An 18,435-nucleotide genomic window follows, 5' to 3' on the forward strand; every position below is an offset into this window, starting at 1 on the left:
AGACGTTCCGTACGAGCTTGAATAAGTGAAATAGAGAGGGTAAAAATAAATTTTTGGATGCTGAGCTGTTATCAGTCGTGATCAACGTTTTAATCAGTCGTTGTCATGGCAGTTATCTGGCAGACAAGCGATCATTGTAAAGTAAACGCTGTTCGATGACCAACAAAAAACGCCTAACAAGTAGGCGTTATCTAGCTGGTAAATGCTGTTTTATTTGACAGCTTACCAAGCACTTGCTGTCTATTTACGTGACAACGTATAGTCATTATTTAGGTTTTTTTGCTCATCCATCAAGATCAGATGATTGTCTTGAATATAATAAGACTCAATATGTTTGTCTTCATATACAATGGTGATTTTGTCCTTATCTTGACGATAGACGCCAGACTCAAGCAACGGTGCGCGCTGCTGCTTAGCATCGTGGTAGGTGCTAGATTTTAATACAGAACCATCAGAAAATAGGTTCAAAGTGACATCGATACTATCGCAGTCGTCACAAGGCACCATACCACCATAATCACCCATTAGCGTGGCTTGTAGCGCACTACTATTCGATTCCGAGTGTATAGTAGAAGGGTGCATATGCCCCTCATTACTGGATTGGGCAGCAGCAATAAGCGATTGCCCTTCTGCAGATTCATTCGAACTGTCGTCAGGATTTGATTCAGACATACTGTCGCTTTCTATCTCTTCTGATGTGCTCTGCGGATCAGACTTTGCTGACGCATCGACAAATGAAGCTTTGGTCCTCATGTCTTGATCAGAATTCGAGGAGGCGCTATCACAGCCTATCAATAGCACACAGAGTGGCACCGCTAATAATGACGGTCCCCAGCGTCTAATGACAGTAGATGTGGTAGAGCAAATAGGTGCAAGATATATCATGGTCATACCAAAACAGTTTTTTAAATAGTGTGTCTAAAAATCACCCATGCTATCGGTAACATTAAGCAAATATCGTTACCAAAAACGCGAGACAATGGGTCGTATAAAATTTGTGATAATATAAATATTGGAATTTGAGAGCGTATCTGATTTTTGAAATATAGACAATTTATCGCTCAAAAGCGACGGAGCTCTCATAACTGCTCACTAAAACTACCCACTAAAAAAATAGGCTGTCTAAAGGTATCAAAGGGTTACAGATATATCTGTGGACTTTTTGTTGTGTTCAATATGCTCGGTATAGCAAAGTAAGCTCTATCGGTTTGTCTAACATAGGTAATAAGAGAGGTTTAACAGTCGCAGATAATAAAACAGACATTGCATAGCAGAGTATGAATGTCTGTTTAGAAAGAAATGATAACGGTAAAATATAAAGCGATTTTAATGAACTATCGAGCGATAGACTGATTGGTAATAGGTCGTACGATACGCCACAATATCACCCCATGCGCCACAAGAAGTACGCTAAAGAGAATCAATGACAGCTCAGGGATACTAAGTCCGACAAACGTCCAATCGATAGAAGCACACTCACCAGAACCTGCAAATACTTCTTTGAACACTTGCAACATAGGCAAGGTATCTAGCCAATAGTCCAAGCCTGGGCCGCATGACGGTACTTGATCAGCAGGTAGGTGCTGTAGCCAAACATGGCGTATAGCCACAGCAGTAGACCAGCCAATACCTGCCAAACTACCAAGCCATAATAGTAACTTCACCATTTTGGATTTTGGATTAAATAATGCTGATATCAGCGCAAAACCGCCCATCACTATTAGACCAATACGCTGAAAAATACAGAGCGGGCAAGGGGAAAGCCCTAGATGACGCTGTAAATAAAACAGCGCAAAACTCATGCCTATTATGGCCATTATCACTAAAAATATTTGCAAGTTACGGTAAGTGGTCAGCTGTCGCATGGTGCGTTACTCTTATGGTTTCATCTATACAGAGGTTAGGAGGCAGTCAGGTCTAGCGATACTGCTGTAAAAAGTCCATAAAGTCTTCTGTCTCAGCCAGTTCAATCTCAGCCTGCTGTAGGATGGACTTTTCTACCAATACTTCATATTTCGCTTGGGTATTTGGACTGAGGGTCTGCTGCAATAATGACTCGCGATGCTGCTGTGCCAACGTAAAGCCAAGCTGCCATAGACTACCTAAGCGTTGGCTATCAGAGTTCACTTGCGCGGAGATCGTCGACTCAGAGTGCCCTGCTTTGCCTTGCATTAGCGCGACTGCTGCACGGTATTCGTTACCACCGTAATGAGCGTCTAGCAATGCAGCAAGCGGCTGCATACGTTCTAAATGCTTGAGCATCCAGTCTTCAAGTGACTGCTCTTGACCGTTATTGATGATGTGCAAACCTTCACGGCGACCTTCATTGACCACACGCTCTAGGTTAATAGCGAGTGCCTCTTCTTCTTCAGGCAACAGATCAGGTGAATCGCTGAAGAGACAGTAGAGCGCCATCACTTCTAAGAAGCAAGCACTAGAGAGACGAATACCAACATCGCTATAAGGATCGAGATCAATCGCACGAAACTCAACATAAGCAATACCGCGACGCTCAAGCGCTTCGGTTGGTGTCTCACCACTCATCGCAATTTGCTTAGGACGGATAGGGCTATAGTATTCATTTTCTATCTGAAGGATATGGTTATTGATCTGAATTGGATTACCATCTTCATCTTCCAGACCAAGCTTGGCAAAGCTCTCATGCGGTGTTTGGATCGCGCGGCGTAGTCCAGCGACATACTCTGGCAAATAGTTATAACGAATATCTAGCTGCTCTTGCACGCTATTGGTGTAGCCAAGCTTGCCCATACGCAGACTGGTGGCAGTCGGTTTATAGTAGGTTGAATCGTTCAATAGCTCTAAGTCATGCTCACGCCCAGCAACAAAACAAGGGCACACGCTTGGACTTGCACCCAATAAATACAACACAAGGCTGGTCAGTCGCTTAAAGTTGCGAATAAGCCCTAGGTATTTTTCGTTTTTGAACTCTGTTAGTGTCTGCTCTTGCGCCATTGGGGTTTGTGCTTGCCACGTTTCAAAGAGCGTATCACCAAAAGACAAGTTGTAATGCAATCCTGCAATCGTCTGCATACGGCGACCATAACGGATACCAAGACCACTGCGATATAGGGTCTTTAGCTTGCCCGTATTAGAGCTACCATAATCAGCCAGTGGGATATCTTCATCTTTAGAAGACAACATGCAAGGCATTGATAGTGGCCACATCAGCTCGCCTTCCGGCATACCTTGATACACCAAGACATGCAATTGGCGCAGCATATTGAGGGTTTCTTTTGGCGAAGCTTTTGGTTCGGTGATAAGCTCAAGTAGGCTTTCTGAATAATCGGTCGTGATAAAAGGATGGGTCAATTTTGATCCGAGTTTGGCTGGATGCGGTGTCTGTGCCAAAAAACCATCAGGCTTCACGCGCAGGCCTTCTTTTTCGATACCGCGGAGCATACCCGTTAAATGCTGGCTGTTAAACCAATTGGGAATGTCAAAATTAACAAAGCTACTCGCAAAATTACTCATAATAGTCATCTATTGTTATTCATTATGGCGGATCAAAACACGATGGGCGTTTGTCCATAAAAGAGGTAAATGTTCGGTCAATAATCCCGTCAGTTTAGCTCAAAGCCGTGGTTAAAACCACGAACAATTACAAATACGATAAGCTTTAGGCGAGCCGAATGGTCTAGATTTTACTTAATATTTTAAGTCAAATTCGTTAGCTAAAAAAAGCATCTACCCAAGAGATAGATGCTTTGACGGTCATGCTCTAATCCATCAAACACAGTGCCAACGCACCATGGCATCATCCATACAGTAATGGCGTTGTCGTCAGTTTAAATAGAAAATGATGAGCCACAGCCGCAAGTGGTGGTTGCATTTGGGTTGGTCACGACAAAACGTGCGCCTTCTAACCCTTCAGTGTAGTCAACGGTCGACCCTTGCAAGTACTGATAGCTTAGTGAATCGACGACCAAGGTCACATCACCGTTGTCGAAATTGGCATCGTCTTCATTTAAGTCGTTGGCAAAGTTAAATCCGTAAGAGAACCCTGAACAGCCGCCACCCGTCACATAGACGCGTAGCATAAGCTCGCTATCACCTTCTTCTTCGCGCAGGCGGCGCACTTTTTGTGCCGCACTGTCGGTTAGGCTTAATACCGTAGGATCTACTGGCTGATTTGAGCTTGGATTAAATTGGTTGGCTGATTCGTTCATATCTACCTCAGTTGCTAGGATCAAATGCGGTCGTCGTCCTGTTTGGGTTTGCAATAAAATGATTGCAAATAAAGATACGCACGGCGTTTGATTTAATTGGGTGCTGTCGTTATGGCAAAGCTATTGGTGCATTATAAGCTGTTTGTGCAATATCAATACGGTGTTTGTGCTATCACAACACTTTATTAATGGTGAGCACTTATCTTTAGCAGTATATCATAATGGGGGTATTCGTTCGCTTGTCAAGAGTCATCGTCCTTACCAGAACTGATAAACCAAAACTTTTATAGCTATAAAGGCTGTACTCGTTATTTGTGCGAGAGTATATGGCTGCCAAAAGTCTTATGATAGTCATTCGTATCGATAGGCTGATAAGGATTATATAATCTAGGGTTATTGGTATAAATACTTAATTTTAAAACACTTCGTTTTGAAATAGTTATTTAATTGTTTGCCTATGTGGCAAGCGTTTGAAATAATAGCCGCCAGTTGGCATACCCTATGTGTGTTTCTTATTGCCCCATATTTATATTATTGCTGAGATGAAGAAATTATATGATCGAATTTAAAGACGTTGGTGTTCGCCGTGATGGTCGTGAATTGTTTGCAGGTGCAAGCTTTCAGCTACATCCGGGTCATAAAGTTGGCTTAACAGGCAACAACGGCACCGGCAAATCGACTTTGTTTGCCTTATTGTTGACGCAAATGGGTAAGGGTGATACCGAAGTCACGCTCGATAGAGGTGAGGTCAGTATCCCAGATAGCTGGCATGTCGCACATATGGCGCAGGAAGTGGGTGCGACGACCCAGTCTGCGGTCGATTATGTACTCAGCGGTGATGAGCAGTGGTATGAGATCAATGCGGCACTCAATGATTTAAGTAGCGTCAGCGATGAGCAAATCGGGGTATTGCATCAGCAGTTCGATGAAATTGATGGCTATCGCACACCGACTAAGGCGGCGCAAATCATGGCAGGCCTTGGCTTTAATACCAGCCAGCATGAGCTGCCAGTAGAAGGGTTTTCTGGTGGTTGGCGCATGCGTTTGAATCTTGCCAAAACCTTGATGAGCCGCGCTGATCTGATGCTGCTCGATGAGCCGACCAACCATTTGGACTTGGATGCTATTTTGTGGCTTGAGACCTGGATCAATACCTATATGGGTCTGGTCATCGTCATCTCGCATGACCAAGCCTTTTTGGATGCCACGGTCGGTCATATCTTGCATGTCGAGCAGCAAAAAATCACCCTTTATACGGGTAATTATCAGCAGTTTATACGTACGCGTCACGAGCGTATGGCGCAGCAGCAGCAAGCGTTTGAGAAGCAAGAAGCAACCAAGGCACATTTAGATGATTTCATTCGTCGTTTCCGCGCCAAGGCCAGTAAAGCCAAACAAGCACAGAGCCGTATCAAACAGCTAGAGCGTATGGCAGAGCTGTCACCGATGATGGCGGACAATCCGTTCTCGTTCCAGTTTTATGAGCCAGCAAACATGAGCTCACCGCTGATTGAGCTGACCCACGCAGATATTGGCTATAGCGAGACGCCACTGCTACGCAATGCCAACGTGCAAGTGACTCCGGATACGCGTATTGGTCTGCTCGGCATGAATGGTGCAGGTAAATCAACACTTATCAAAGCGTTGGTCGGCGAGCTTGGTGTGTTGACAGGGACTTATCGTGTCTCTGATACCCTAAAGCTTGGCTACTTTAACCAGCATCAAATGGATATTTTGGATGCCAAAGCAACGCCTATAGAAATGCTGCGCCGTCTGGCAGGCAAAACCTCTGATGCACTGTTACGTTCATTTTTGGGCAGCTTTGACTTCCGCGGAGATCGTATCGATACGCCAAGTGAGCTATTCTCTGGTGGCGAACGCGCGCGTCTGACCTTAGCACTGATCGTTTGGCAACGTCCAAATGTCCTCGTACTCGATGAGCCAACCAACCATTTGGACTTACAAATGCGCCAAGCATTGACGATTGCCTTGCAAGGTTTTAAAGGTGCCGTGGTGCTGGTTTCGCATGATCGTGAGTTGATCGCTAACGTCTGTGATGAGTTGTATCTGGTACATGATGGCAGAATTGATGAGTTCGATGGTGATATCAGCGACTACGGCAAATGGTTAGCAGAAAAGCGCAAGCAAGAAAACGCATCAGACAAAAGTACCAGCAAGAAGAAAAGTAAAAAAGAGAGCAAAAAATTTGTTCCACGTGAAACAAATAATGGTCAAGCAAGTAATCAGGTGAGCAATAAAGCAGCTGATAATGCATCAAAAAGTAAAGTGACGACGCCTGCACTTAGTAAAGAAGAACAACGCAAGCTGGCGGCAGCGCAGCGCAAACGCACTGCACCCATCCGTCGCGAGATTGAAGAGACTGAAAAAGCATTGGCCAAAATTGAAGGGCAGCTTGCAACGCTAGAAGAAAAGCTGGCCGATACGGATTTGTATGAAGAAAGTCGTAAATCTGACTTGCTTGTCTTGCTCAATGAGCAAACGGCGCTACAGCAGCAGCATAGCGATAAGGAAGAGAAGTTATTGCTATCGATGACGACGTTAGAAGAAGTGGAAGCTGAATTTTAGTAGCAAGTTATATGAGATTTGGCTGTTAAGCGATTTTCGTCGTAAGTAATCAAATATAAAAAAGGGAAGGCGTCAGCCCTCCCTTTTTTTACATCGTTTTTTACAACATTATTCTTTACGGTACTTACCATCACCATAAGAGAGTATTTTCATCGTAGTTGTACAAAGTTGGCAATCAATTTGACTGGCAGCAGCTTTTGATAAATCAAGAATACGGCCTCTGATATAAGGGCCTCGGTCTGTGATTTTTACCACGACACTTTCTTTTGTTTTTTGGTTGGTCACCTGTACTTTTGTACCAAACGGCAGCGTTTTGTGTGCCGCGGTGAGAGAGTTCATATTGAATATGCTACCACTCGCAGTGCGTTTGCCATGAAACTTACTACCATAATAACTGGTGTTAGCAGCAAAAAGAGTTGTGCTCAGTAACAGTGATAGTGTGACAACCAAAGACTTGATTAAATAAGACATTCATTACCTTTAAGCAGTTTATGAGATAGACAGCTACTCTTGCCTATGTTGTCATACCCCCTACGAGTATGAATAATGAGGGGATTTTACAAGAATGAGATTGTCATATTATTACAGCTGTGTAAAAAACTCATCAGGTCAAATACTTGTTTTTTAAGAAGAAAAAGACAGTTTTGGTCAAAAAATTGATGCCATAATTGATGCAAATGCGCTTATAGAGAGTGATTCTTATAAAGAGGTCAACAAAATACCAGAAAGCGAATAATATAATGTAAATAAGTAATATATAAATACAAAGACTATCGATATAGCATCATTAAGTCGGTTTATATCTATCAAAATGCTGATAAGTAAATGTAATTAAAACTTTCTAAATTGTTTCTAATATGCTGATATAAAGAATTAAATACTATTTCGTGCGCTTTATAAAAAATATTTATAAATTAAAAAGATCCTTCTCAAAGTAGAAATACTTATTTATCTGCATTTTAAAGTCTTAGCATAACTTCATGTCATGACTGGTAATATTTATATAACGGTATTTATGTTTATTATTGCTATCATAAAGTATGGACTATAAAAAATGGTTGTATCGAGAGCCAGTAGCAGTTTATAGCGTATCGTTCGAAACTGGTAGACCGATATCACTAATGCGTTTTTATTTTGAGGAAAAATAACATGGCAGAGAAAAACTACTATGACATTTTAGGGGTTAAAAAAGACGCCTCAGCCGCTGATATCAAAAAAAAATACCGTAAGCTGGTACGCCAGTTTCACCCTGATGTCAGCGATGATCCAGATGCTGATAACAAGATTGCGGAAATTAATAACGCTTACGAAACGATTAGAGATGAAGACAAGCGCGCTGAATACGATGCGATGCTGAACAACCCATTTGCAGGACAAAGCGGTGCGGGTGGTTTTGGTGGACAGGCTGGTGCAGGCCAAGGCGGCTTTCGTTGGGAAGACATCAAAGGTCAGTTCGGCGATGGTGAAGCGTTTGGCGACGGTGGTTTTCGCTTCGATGATATCTTCTCAGCGTTTGGTCGCGGGGCGCGTGGGTCGGCTAGTGGACAGGCAGGTGGTCGCTCTCAAAGTAGTGGCTTTGATCAGTTCAGTGGTGGGTTTGGGGCAAAAGACAGCAAAGGCCAAGACCAGCATGCAGAGATTACGGTTGATCTCTCTTCGGTCTATCAAGGTGACGACTATAGCATCAAGCTAAACGTCCCTGTGCGTCAGCCTAATGGTGAGGTGAGCTACGACAATAAGACGCTTAAAATCAAAATTCCAAAAGGCATCACCGATGGCAAGCAAATTCGCTTGAGCGGGCAAGGTGCTGCTGGCAGTAGCAACGGCAAAAATGGTGATTTGTTTTTAAAAGTTAAAATTCGCCATGATGCCAATATTCGTATAGAGGGCGCAGACGTTTACCAGACTGTCAATATCGCACCATGGGAAGCCGCACTGGGTGAAAAAATCAATGTCAGCACGCCAGCTGGCACGCTTGGTGTGACTATTCCCAAAAACAGTAAGTCGGGTAGCAATCTACGTTTAAAGGGTAAAGGTATCCCTGCCAAGCAAGCGGGCGATTTATACTTAACCTTAAATATCATCAACCCTGATGTCAGTAGCGATGCGGCAAGACAGGCTTATGAGCAGCTCAAGCAAGCCTTTGCCGACACCACTATCAACCGTTAATCCATGCGCTTGATGGTCGACATTTATCATTATAGTCAGTCATAAAGATGAATGTACTAAGGATGAAATAAAGAGAAAACGAGGATAATAGCTATGAACCACTCGCCTGAATTTACCGATATCATTATGAGCTTAGATGAGCTTGTCTCTGCTTGTGGCCAAGAGCGCCAATGGGTCATTGAATTGATTGAAGAAAGTATTATTGAATACGATGTGCCAGAACGTGAGCAATTCACTGGCTACCAGCTGACAACTGTGCGCCGTGCCTCACGACTCAGCCGTGATTTTGATGCCAGCGTACCTGCCATTGGGTTGATACTTGAGCTGTTAGATGAGGTTGAGCAGCTTCGTCAACTCAAACGTCAAATAGAGATGCAAACACCAGTCATAGAAATTGATGCAGACAATTTAAAGTAGTTAAAACCTAAAAATACCGCATAAAAAAAGGGCCCGCTAAAGGCCCTTTTTTATATTTACAGGAACTGCTTTGCTAAAAGTTAACGTGAATAAATAGGATCAGCTGCTGCGGTAAATAGCACGTCCGTTGAAGAGTTCAAAGCCGTCTCTGCCGAGTCCTGAATGACGCCAATAATAAAACCAATCGCAACCACTTGCATGGCGATGTCGTTCGGTATGCTAAATAAGCTCGCTGCCAATGGAATGAGTAGCAACGAACCACCAGCAACACCAGAAGCACCGCAAGCACTAATCGTCGCGACCAGACTGAGTAGCAGCGCTGAAGCAAATGTTACTTCGATACCCAACGTGTGAGCAGCGGCAAGCGTCAACACGTTAATAGTAATCGCAGCACCTGCCATGTTGATGGTCGCACCCAATGGAATGGTTACTGAGTAAGTGTCCTCGTGCAATCCAAGCTTACGTGCAAGGTTCATGTTGACGGGGATGTTGGCGGCTGAACTGCGCGTAAAGAATGCCGTAATTCCTGATTCGCGTAGACATTTGAATACTAATGGATATGGGTTTTTACCTGTCTTAACAAGGACAATAAGCGGGTTTGCGACCAAAGCAATAAATAGCATACAGCTGATGAGTACCATCAAAATACGAGCATAACCTGCTAAAGAAGCAAAACCTGTCTCAGCAACCGTACTGGCAACCAAGCCCAAAATACCAAACGGCGCTAGAGCAATAATCCACTTAACCACTTGTGAGATGGCATCAGCAAAGTCACCAACGACAGTGCGCGCCGTGTCACTGGCTTGACGCAAGGCAAAACCAATAATGATGGCCCATGCCAAGATGCCGATATAATTGGCTTCTGCGATGGCATTGACCGGATTGGCGACCAAATTCATCAACAAATTCGTCAACACTTCTTTTAAGTCGGCAGGTGGTACTTGTGCGATATCAGCGTTGATCAATACCAAGTCAGTCGGGAATAAAAAGCTGGCACCGACTGCTGTTAACGCTGCCAAAAAAGTGCCGAACATGTACATGATGAGAACAGGCTTTACGTAGACTTCATTGCCACTGCGATGCTGGCTAATCGCTGCCATGACCAGAATGAATACCAGTACGGGAGCGACTGCTTTTAGGGCGCCGACAAATAGCGTACCAAGAAGGCCTATGGCCGTACCGATACTTGGCGCGAGCCAACCGATCAGCACTCCCAACACCAAACCAATAATAATGAGCGGCACCAGCCCGATACGCTGATACATCGCAATCAATGAACGCATTTGTACATCCTCGACGTTTGTCAAAAGTAAATGAATTGTTTGAGCGAAAAATTTATCGAGGGATGGTAGCATTTTTTGACATATTCGCATACCACTCATAGCAGTGGAGGCGATGTATAAAGCGAAGGGTAACAGGCAAAATATAGCGAGTGTGCTCAAATGTGGAGCAAGTATAGATGAAGGCCAATTAGCGCAGATGGCTAGTTAACGAGGTATTAAAAGTAGTGATGAAGCGTAGAGAAAAGTGAACGGCAGCGCTATACCTTAAAGTGGGTCAACTCATAGCCTAATTGCTGATAGGCTTTATATTTATGGCGACCTTCTTGGGTACTGGTGGCATCAGGTCTGATGAGCTCAAGGACTCGAGAGGGCTTGGCATTATTGGTCGCAGCCATAAAATCAGTCACAGGGCGTATCGTCGTATTGAGCACGATACCATTAAAGTCTGTTGGCATATAACTGCCGAGCAATACGGGTGCTAACGATTTGTTGGCATCAGAGTCAGTGGCTTTAGAATGAATATCCGACAAGCATTGATGCGGGATAAAGCTCGTGGCATCTTGTGCCCAAAGCACCTCATCTAGCGTTGACAGTAATGTCTCATCGTCGACAAGAATTAGCAAGGACTGTGTGCTTTTGTTCAGTGCTGTCTGAGTCAACTGACAAATAAAGCCCAAGAAATCTTGGGCTTTACTCTCACTTAATACATAAAAACTGATCTTCATAGAATGGTTTTCATAAAGTGTTTTATAAAATAGCATTTATCAATAGACGGTCGTTAATTGCACTGCCATTGATCGATTAAGCCATATCTGCGCTGTTTTTCAGATATTGCATAAATAGCGGTACTGGACGACCAGTCGCGGCTTTATCTTTACCTGAGTTCCATGCGGTACCAGCGATGTCTAAATGCGCCCATGCCTGACCTTCTTCAATGAATCGAGATAAGAAGCAAGCGGCAGTCACTGCGCCCGCACCTTTACCACCGATGTTTTGGATATCAGCAATAGGTGAGTCAATCAGTGCTTGATACTCGTCGTCTAGTGGCATGTGCCAGATAAGATCACCTGATAAATTGCTCGCATTCTCGAGATCAAACAATACATCTTCATCGTTACTAAAGACTGCTGAACGTACATGGCCTAGCGCAACCACACAAGCACCCGTCAACGTTGCAACATCAATGATGGCTTTTGGATTATAGCGCTGTACATAGCATAAGGTATCAGCCAATACCAAGCGACCTTCGGCATCGGTGTTCAAGATTTCAACAGATTTACCATTCATGGCTTTGACAATATCGCCTGGACGTGTGGCATCACCTGATGGCATGTTCTCAGCACAGGCGAGCGCACCGACAACGTTGATCGGTAGACGTGCTTCACATAATGCTTTGATAGTACCAAGTACTGAAGCTGAACCACCCATATCAAACTTCATCTCATCCATTGCCGCGCCTGGCTTGATTGAGATACCGCCTGAATCAAAGGTAACGCCTTTACCGACCAAGACGATAGGCGAATCATCATTGCTAGCTTGTGCATTATCGTCGCTAGCTTTGTCGGCTTTCTTAGCGGATTTTTTGGTTGGTAGTTTATCAGTGAGCGCTTTTTTTAGACCAGTCACTTTGGCATTACTAATCGTTTGCTCATTGGTGCCAGCGTTTGCACTAAATGAGGATTTACCGCGGTACTCCATGATGACGAGCTGACCTTCTTTGGTAGAGCCTTGAGCCACTGATAAGAAACAGTTCATTCCTAATGCTGACATCTCGTCTTCACCGAGTACCTTGACGGTCAATAGGTCAGGATAGGTTTTTGCAAGTTCTTGTGCTTGTTCTGCCATATACGCAGGGAAGCAAATATTACCTGGCTCATTAGCGACGTCACGAGTGAGGCTTTGACCGGCGAATACTGCCTCAGCAAATGCAAGTGCAGGCTGTAGTGAGTCATCAGCTAACAGATAAACATCAGTCAATACAGGCGTTGCTTGCTCAGATTTATATTTGTCAAAGCGGTAGCTGGCTGCCAATAGGTTTAGGGCAAATTGACCAAAATGGTTTTCTTCTAGCGCATCACCTAGTGCAACGGTAATAGACGATACCCGCTTTTGCGTGCTGCTATAGATGGTCTTGGCAATTTTTTGCAATACCGTATTGTTGAATTTGTCCGTGTTACCGACACCAACCAACAACAGCTGTACAGGGTTTTGTTTGGTGGTTTTTTTATCCCCTGCCAATGCATAATCAGCAACGGTCTCACATGCTGTTCCCTTAAAATGAGAGACTTCAATCAATTGCTCAATACGAGCGGTATAGTCAGTCAACACAGAGTCGGCTAGGATGTTTTTCTTGTCATCAACCAGGACTACCAGACAAGCGTCGTCTTTGCTTTTGGCTTCTTTTTTGAGAATTTTTTGCGTATGAGTCTTTGGCAGATGCTGAGATAATTTGATATTCATATAGTTATCCTTATTAGAGTTATGAGAATTACAGAGCTAATGAAAAATCTAGCGCAATTGCTTATGCCTGTTAGATTATTAGATTATTTGGCCTATAGAGCAATCACGATAGTGTAGCATATTGCGATGATAGTGCGCAGTTTGCAAAGATTAGGTAATAAGTCCGAACAAAATTGCTGTGTCAATTTACACTACAATACGACGATATATGTGGCTATGCCTAGTTCATAATGAGCCTTAGCTCATGACGCGCATTGAATGATGAGATACGGCGCTTATTACAGTTGCTATTAATGTGTCGAATTAATTATTAATCATTAACCAATTCGGCAGTCGTCACTAACGCACTAAATCTGTCCTGTAGCGCTGCCATCGCGGTGTCATGCATGACCTCAGCACTGATGGTTTTTCTAGTAGCACTTGGGAGATCGCGAGTGGCACAGGCGTCGTGACAGACAAAACTGTCAAAACCCAAATCGAATGCGGCGCGGGCAGTTGAGCTGACGCACATATGGCTCATGAAACCCGCAAAAATAATTTGTTGTTTGTTTGCAGACGAGAGTAGTGATTGTAGCTGCGTATCATAAAACGCATTGGGATGGTTTTTGACAATCACGGTTTCGCCATCATGCGGCTGTAGTTGCTCGACTATCTCGACGTTAGATGATAAAGGATCAAAGACATTACCATTTTCTGCACCATGATGGGTGATGTGAAAGATAGGGACATATTGCTGACGGGCTTTATCCAGCAATAGTCGTGCGTTGTCGATGGCCTTAGCGCCCGCTTGTCCCAGTGGCATGGCGCCATCGACGTATTCGTTTTGATAATCGATAAGTACGATAGCGCAATTTGACCAATCAAGTGTATCAAATGTGCCACCAGCAAGTTCAAGTAGGGTCGCGGGCGTAGATGTGGTATTAGTCATTGGTATTCTCCATTACATTAGATGACATAAAATTATTTTTATCCATCAGTCAGTCTAGCAATTAATAATAGAGATAGAGGTTCGATGATACGAATGACAAACAAACCTTTCCAAACTAAATAAATAAAAAACGTATTGGAGAAAACACTGTTAAACCAATTCCATATAAAATTTCACTAACGATTTATCCAATATTTGATATATTTATCGTCTGCCAATGGTAATGCGCTATCAGTAAGGTGTAAGTAATGTTTGCAAACACATTTCACAGCCATTTTTAGGCAAAACATGCTAGGATTAGCGGTTATATTTGTCGCTTGTATTTGTTGAGTAGGACTAATTAGTCACTCAGTAATTGTCACTATTATTTGACTGTTTATTTGACCGTATATGATGCCTATGATGCATTGTTATTGTGCTCAAATATGACGATAGATTCTCAATCAATCATGCGCATACCAACTGTTTAAGAGTACCCATTGTGATATTACGCCGCTATATGACTCGACAAGTTGCCTCGACCACTGCTTTGGTATTGGGGTTTTTGGTAGTAATGATGCTTGGCGGCCGTTTGATACGTTATTTTGGCATTGCGGCTGAAGGACGCTTGGATGTCAGCCTGCTATTCACGATTATTGGGTACAACCTACCGTATTTTCTAGAGTTGATATTACCGCTAGCCTTTTTTATCGCGTTGATGCTGGTGTTTGGTCGTTTATATGTTGATCAAGAAATGGCTGTCATCAATGCCAGCGGCGTGTCTCGCGGTAGGCTGGCTCGCTTGATGACACCATTGATATTAGTGTTGTTTGTTAGTGAGGCGGCGCTATCTATCGTTGGCAAACCATGGGGCGTGCGCTCATCCGAGGCCGTGTGGCAGCAGCAAGCTTTGACCAGTGCGTTTGATCTGATTCGCCCGAATGAGTTTATCAGTAGCGGTAATTATCATCTATACGTGGGTAGCCTCAGCGATGATAAGAAAAAACTACAAGATGTGATACTGATCCAATCTGAGCCGACGCCAAAGGGCAATGCTGGCAGAAGTGCTGATATGAATAATACGATTGATCAAGAAACCGCTGATCAAATGGGCATCTCTGATATGCCAAAAGACATTATAAATAGAGATATAAAAGACATCAGTAAAGATACCATTACGCTTGCCAAGCGTGCTGAGCAGGTCAATACTGGCAATAGTGGCGTGACCCAGTTGGATTTGTTTCAAGGTCGTCGTTACGAAGTGGGCGCAGGCAGCTTAAAGTACAATCAAGTCGCCTTTGATCGTTATCGCATCACGCTCACTGAATCCTCGCAAGACGTCATCACCGAAGACAATATCGAAACCCAAGCAATTGGGCCTCTATGGCAGGCGGCAACAGGTGACGCGCAAGCTGGCACCAATAATGCGCTGCGTGCTGCCCAAGGTGAGCTTGGCTACCGTCTGGCACTACCGTGGCTGATGATTATCGCACCGATGCTTGCTGTACCGCTTGCGCAAGTGCGTCCACGTCAAGGGCGTTGGCTGCGTCTATTTCCCTCTATCTTATTATTTGTCAGCTGCGCGTTAGGCATCATCTCGCTTAAGAACGCCGTGAGCAAAGGTAGCATTAGTGTATGGGCGTATGCATGGCTGGTCTTGGGTTTTATGGCACTAGCACTTTATTTGAATTGGGGTAGCCGTGTGCAACATCGATTGCGCTTTCGTAAACAAGAAAATAGATTAGCCGTCGCCACGCCTAGCAATGGTATGGATAATCAACACAATAGCTCACAAGGAGGGCAGTCTTAATGCGCTCTTTATCTGCTAAGTCTACAGGGGTTGGTCAGCTGGCCAAAAAACCTGCCAATTTAAAGGTCCTTGGCCGTTATGTCAAACTCAACGCCTTGCTTGCTATTATTGCGGCCGTCGTCGGTTTATGGGCATTGCAGCTGGTGTTTTCTTATTTGTCAGAGCTGGATTCGTTGGATGACAGTTATACAATGGGTCAGGCACTTAAATATATCTTTTATCGATCGCCCTACTTTTTAGAGCAATTCATCCCAACGGGTGCGCTGCTCGGTGCTGTCATAGGATTGGGCTTACTTGCTAATAAAAGTGAGCTGGTCGTCATGCGTGCGGCTGGGGTCAGCATCTATCGAATCGTTAGCTGGGTGCTACAGCCTGCTTTGATTTTTGTGTTACTGTCATTGGCGATCAATCAGTTCGTCTTACCGCACTCCAATCAATTGGCAAAGCAAATCAACGATGAGGACAACACCTCCCTAGTCACTTCGGTGCGCGGCTATTGGACGATACAGCCACGATTTGAGAACGCAGAAGATGGCAGCGCGACACCTGATGGCAGTGATATCTTATATATCGATTATGCCGATGTTCAGGGTAATATCGGTGAGGTAAAACGTTGGCATTTGGATAACAATGGCAATTTGCAAACCGCCGTTCATGCTAATGGTGGAAAGTATACGGGGCGTGAGCCTATCGATGTGACCAGTGACAAGCCAAGCGAGCAGTATCGCTATGAGTGGCAGCTAAATGATATGGTCAAGCTTAGCATCAATCAGGGCTTTGAGAGTAGCCAAGCCATTTCACCATCAGATACCCTCAGCTTACCATTTGCCCCAGAGTCTGTTTACTTGCTGACACGCAAGGCAGAGGACTTGTCATTGACGCAGCTGTACGAGCATCGCACCTTTATGCGCCAACAAGGTAATCGATCCTTAGATCATGAAGTGGCATTTTGGCAAAAACTGCTGTCACCTTTATCAATATTGTCGCTCGTCATCGTTGCTTGCTCATTCGTCTTTGGCTCGCTACGGACACACAGTTTGGGCTTGCGTATCGTAGTGGCGCTACTGTTCGGTCTGCTCTTTAGCTACATTCAGGACTTGGTTGGCTTTATATCGCTTGCTACAGGATTCTCGCCCATGCTTATGGTGCTGTTACCGATTATCGGTAGTGCAGCGCTCGGTGGCTACTTAATTAAGCGGCAGATGTAGACATGCTCTTGAATACGTAAATGAGCCAACAAAAAAGCACGCTAAATCTATTTTAGCGTGCTTTTTTATGACGATCTTTTATGGCTAGATACTAAAGATTATTCTTTGGTCGCCATGGTAATCGTATAGGTTTTACCTTGTTTGATCTTTTCGCTATTGCCAAACACTTCGGTAAACGAGCGCTTCATAAATTGGCGCAAGCCATTAATGGTCACCACATAAAAACGTCCACCTTTACGCATGCGGGCATAAGCATCGAGGAAATACAGATAATGTTGCTCTTTACCAACTTTGGCGGGCAAGTTCGACATCACCAAACTAAAGTCTTTGTCTTTTGCGACATGGTTAAATCCATTTGATAAATGCACATCAACGTTTTTTAGACCGTTTTTCTCACAGTTACGGCGTGCATATTCTACCGCCATAAAGTCTTTATCAATTAGCGTATGCTGACCATTTGGACATTCACGCGCTGCCGTCATACCAAGCACACCATAGCCACAGCCCAAGTCAATTGAATCATCATCGTTTTGGAAATCCACATAATCAAGCAGCATCAAGCTGCCATCATCGAGCTTTTGCGGTGAAAAAATACCCCACGTGGTCGCAAAATCAAACGGCTTACCCAGTACGTCTTGGCGAAAGTTAATGTCTTCGCGCCAGTGTTGGGCGTTTTTGAGGAGGTCAGCAGGTGGTCTATGGCTCATGGGATTCTCAGATAATAGATAGCTAAAAGGAGGTGCGTTGTCCAATTAGGACAGTGCGCATCGTGTGATTGGTATTGTAACGAGAAAAGGGTAGGTTTGCAGCATCGTATTACGGGAATCATTATGGTTGCCAAATTTAGCATGTAGAAAATACATAGAAGAAAAGATATTGGCAAGATTAGGTGAGAGGCTTACACTCAACTTTAACCCGATAGCTCTGAAGTAGTATGTATGGCAGACATTATATTTGTATCTAAAGTCGACTTCTGGATCGCGTTGATTTTATGGGTCGGTAGTTTATCACTTATCCTCATTCCATTATGGGAATGGCGACGGGGCAAAAGAGATTCGCGTATGCGAAACATACTGCTGATGATCATCTTACTGCCTTTCACCGTGCTAATGCTCATGCCGTTTTTTGGTACTAAACACACCTTAACCGATAGCCAGCTGTATGTGGATAGTGGCCTGTCCACTCAAACCATTGAGTTGGCAGATATCATACATATTACGCCAACTCGAAGCATGACGTCTGCAACAGCACTATCATTGGATAGACTTAAAATAGAATATCGGAATAAAGAAGTATTGATATCACCGAAAGATAGAGCAAGTTTTTATCAAGAAATACAAGCACGTAATCCCAAAATAGTGATAGATCTGGCAGATGACTAGCATGGTATTTTAATCATCTACATTGA

The 18,435-nt window shown here is 43.9% G+C and carries 16 protein-coding genes; 6 read left to right on the forward strand and 10 right to left on the reverse strand.

Features of this window, described 5'->3' with window-relative positions:
• Positions 1 to 240: 240 nt before the first annotated feature.
• The 4 genes from I3255_RS00530 to erpA form a co-directional block, all read right to left on the reverse strand.
• Positions 241 to 885: a copper resistance protein NlpE N-terminal domain-containing protein gene (locus I3255_RS00530; protein ID WP_238035905.1), complete on the reverse strand. Its 645-nt coding sequence runs from the start codon at positions 883 to 885 to the stop codon at positions 241 to 243.
• 449 nt (positions 886 to 1,334) lie between these two features.
• A complete protein-coding gene (locus I3255_RS00535; RefSeq protein WP_238035907.1) occupies positions 1,335 to 1,865 on the reverse strand; it encodes a disulfide bond formation protein B in 531 nt (176 codons plus the stop codon).
• A gap of 52 nt (positions 1,866 to 1,917) precedes the next feature.
• The gene (gshA, locus tag I3255_RS00540; protein ID WP_238035909.1) at positions 1,918 to 3,492 is read right to left on the reverse strand and encodes a glutamate--cysteine ligase; all 1,575 of its coding nucleotides are present in this window, start codon (positions 3,490 to 3,492) and stop codon (positions 1,918 to 1,920) included.
• A gap of 314 nt (positions 3,493 to 3,806) precedes the next feature.
• Positions 3,807 to 4,187 (reverse strand): iron-sulfur cluster insertion protein ErpA, encoded by a 381-nt coding sequence (gene erpA, locus I3255_RS00545; RefSeq protein ID WP_058024722.1) that lies wholly within the window; start codon positions 4,185 to 4,187, stop codon positions 3,807 to 3,809.
• 555 nt (positions 4,188 to 4,742) lie between these two features.
• Here erpA and I3255_RS00550 point away from each other — a divergent pair.
• Positions 4,743 to 6,773: an ATP-binding cassette domain-containing protein gene (locus tag I3255_RS00550; protein ID WP_238035911.1), complete on the forward strand. Its 2,031-nt coding sequence runs from the start codon at positions 4,743 to 4,745 to the stop codon at positions 6,771 to 6,773.
• 108 nt (positions 6,774 to 6,881) lie between these two features.
• Here I3255_RS00550 and I3255_RS00555 read toward each other — a convergent pair whose 3' ends face one another.
• Positions 6,882 to 7,244, reverse strand: coding sequence for a septal ring lytic transglycosylase RlpA family protein (locus I3255_RS00555; protein WP_238035913.1), 363 nt, complete (start codon positions 7,242 to 7,244; stop codon positions 6,882 to 6,884).
• A 678-nt stretch (positions 7,245 to 7,922) separates the two neighbouring features.
• Between I3255_RS00555 and I3255_RS00560 the strand changes: the two genes are divergently transcribed.
• Positions 7,923 to 8,942, forward strand: a complete 1,020-nt coding sequence (locus I3255_RS00560; protein ID WP_238035915.1) for a DnaJ C-terminal domain-containing protein — start codon at positions 7,923 to 7,925, stop codon at positions 8,940 to 8,942.
• Positions 8,943 to 9,035: 93 nt separating this feature from the next.
• Positions 9,036 to 9,359 carry a chaperone modulator CbpM gene (locus I3255_RS00565; protein WP_238035917.1) on the forward strand — a complete coding sequence of 108 codons (324 nt, stop codon included), beginning with the start codon at positions 9,036 to 9,038 and terminating at the stop codon, positions 9,357 to 9,359.
• Positions 9,360 to 9,439: 80 nt separating this feature from the next.
• On the opposite strand, the gene sstT is transcribed toward I3255_RS00565, so the two are convergent.
• The 4 genes from sstT to I3255_RS00585 form a co-directional block, all read right to left on the reverse strand.
• A complete protein-coding gene (gene sstT / locus I3255_RS00570) occupies positions 9,440 to 10,642 on the reverse strand; it encodes a serine/threonine transporter SstT (RefSeq protein ID WP_238035919.1) in 1,203 nt (400 codons plus the stop codon).
• A 257-nt stretch (positions 10,643 to 10,899) separates the two neighbouring features.
• On the reverse strand, positions 10,900 to 11,367 hold the full coding sequence (locus tag I3255_RS00575; protein ID WP_238035921.1) for a DNA polymerase III subunit chi: 468 nt from the start codon (positions 11,365 to 11,367) through the stop codon (positions 10,900 to 10,902).
• 76 nt (positions 11,368 to 11,443) lie between these two features.
• Positions 11,444 to 13,102 carry a leucyl aminopeptidase gene (locus tag I3255_RS00580; RefSeq protein WP_238035923.1) on the reverse strand — a complete coding sequence of 553 codons (1,659 nt, stop codon included), beginning with the start codon at positions 13,100 to 13,102 and terminating at the stop codon, positions 11,444 to 11,446.
• A 310-nt stretch (positions 13,103 to 13,412) separates the two neighbouring features.
• Entirely contained in the window at positions 13,413 to 14,030 is a 618-nt protein-coding gene (locus I3255_RS00585; RefSeq protein WP_238035925.1) for a cysteine hydrolase family protein, read from the reverse strand.
• 499 nt (positions 14,031 to 14,529) lie between these two features.
• On the opposite strand from I3255_RS00585, the gene lptF reads away from it, so the two are divergent.
• On the forward strand, positions 14,530 to 15,819 hold the full coding sequence (gene lptF, locus I3255_RS00590) for an LPS export ABC transporter permease LptF (RefSeq protein WP_238035927.1): 1,290 nt from the start codon (positions 14,530 to 14,532) through the stop codon (positions 15,817 to 15,819).
• On the forward strand, positions 15,819 to 17,027 hold the full coding sequence (gene lptG / locus I3255_RS00595; protein ID WP_238035929.1) for an LPS export ABC transporter permease LptG: 1,209 nt from the start codon (positions 15,819 to 15,821) through the stop codon (positions 17,025 to 17,027). Before lptF ends, lptG begins: the two co-directional genes overlap by 1 nt.
• A gap of 98 nt (positions 17,028 to 17,125) precedes the next feature.
• Here lptG and I3255_RS00600 read toward each other — a convergent pair whose 3' ends face one another.
• A complete protein-coding gene (locus tag I3255_RS00600) occupies positions 17,126 to 17,734 on the reverse strand; it encodes a methyltransferase (RefSeq protein WP_238035931.1) in 609 nt (202 codons plus the stop codon).
• A 231-nt stretch (positions 17,735 to 17,965) separates the two neighbouring features.
• Here I3255_RS00600 and I3255_RS00605 point away from each other — a divergent pair, with 231 nt between their 5' ends.
• Positions 17,966 to 18,409 (forward strand): PH domain-containing protein, encoded by a 444-nt coding sequence (locus I3255_RS00605; protein WP_238035933.1) that lies wholly within the window; start codon positions 17,966 to 17,968, stop codon positions 18,407 to 18,409.
• Positions 18,410 to 18,435: the final 26 nt, after the last annotated feature.

Origin of the sequence: Psychrobacter sp. Ps6, assembly GCF_022129235.1 — a bacterium.
Lineage (GTDB): Bacteria > Pseudomonadota > Gammaproteobacteria > Pseudomonadales > Moraxellaceae > Psychrobacter.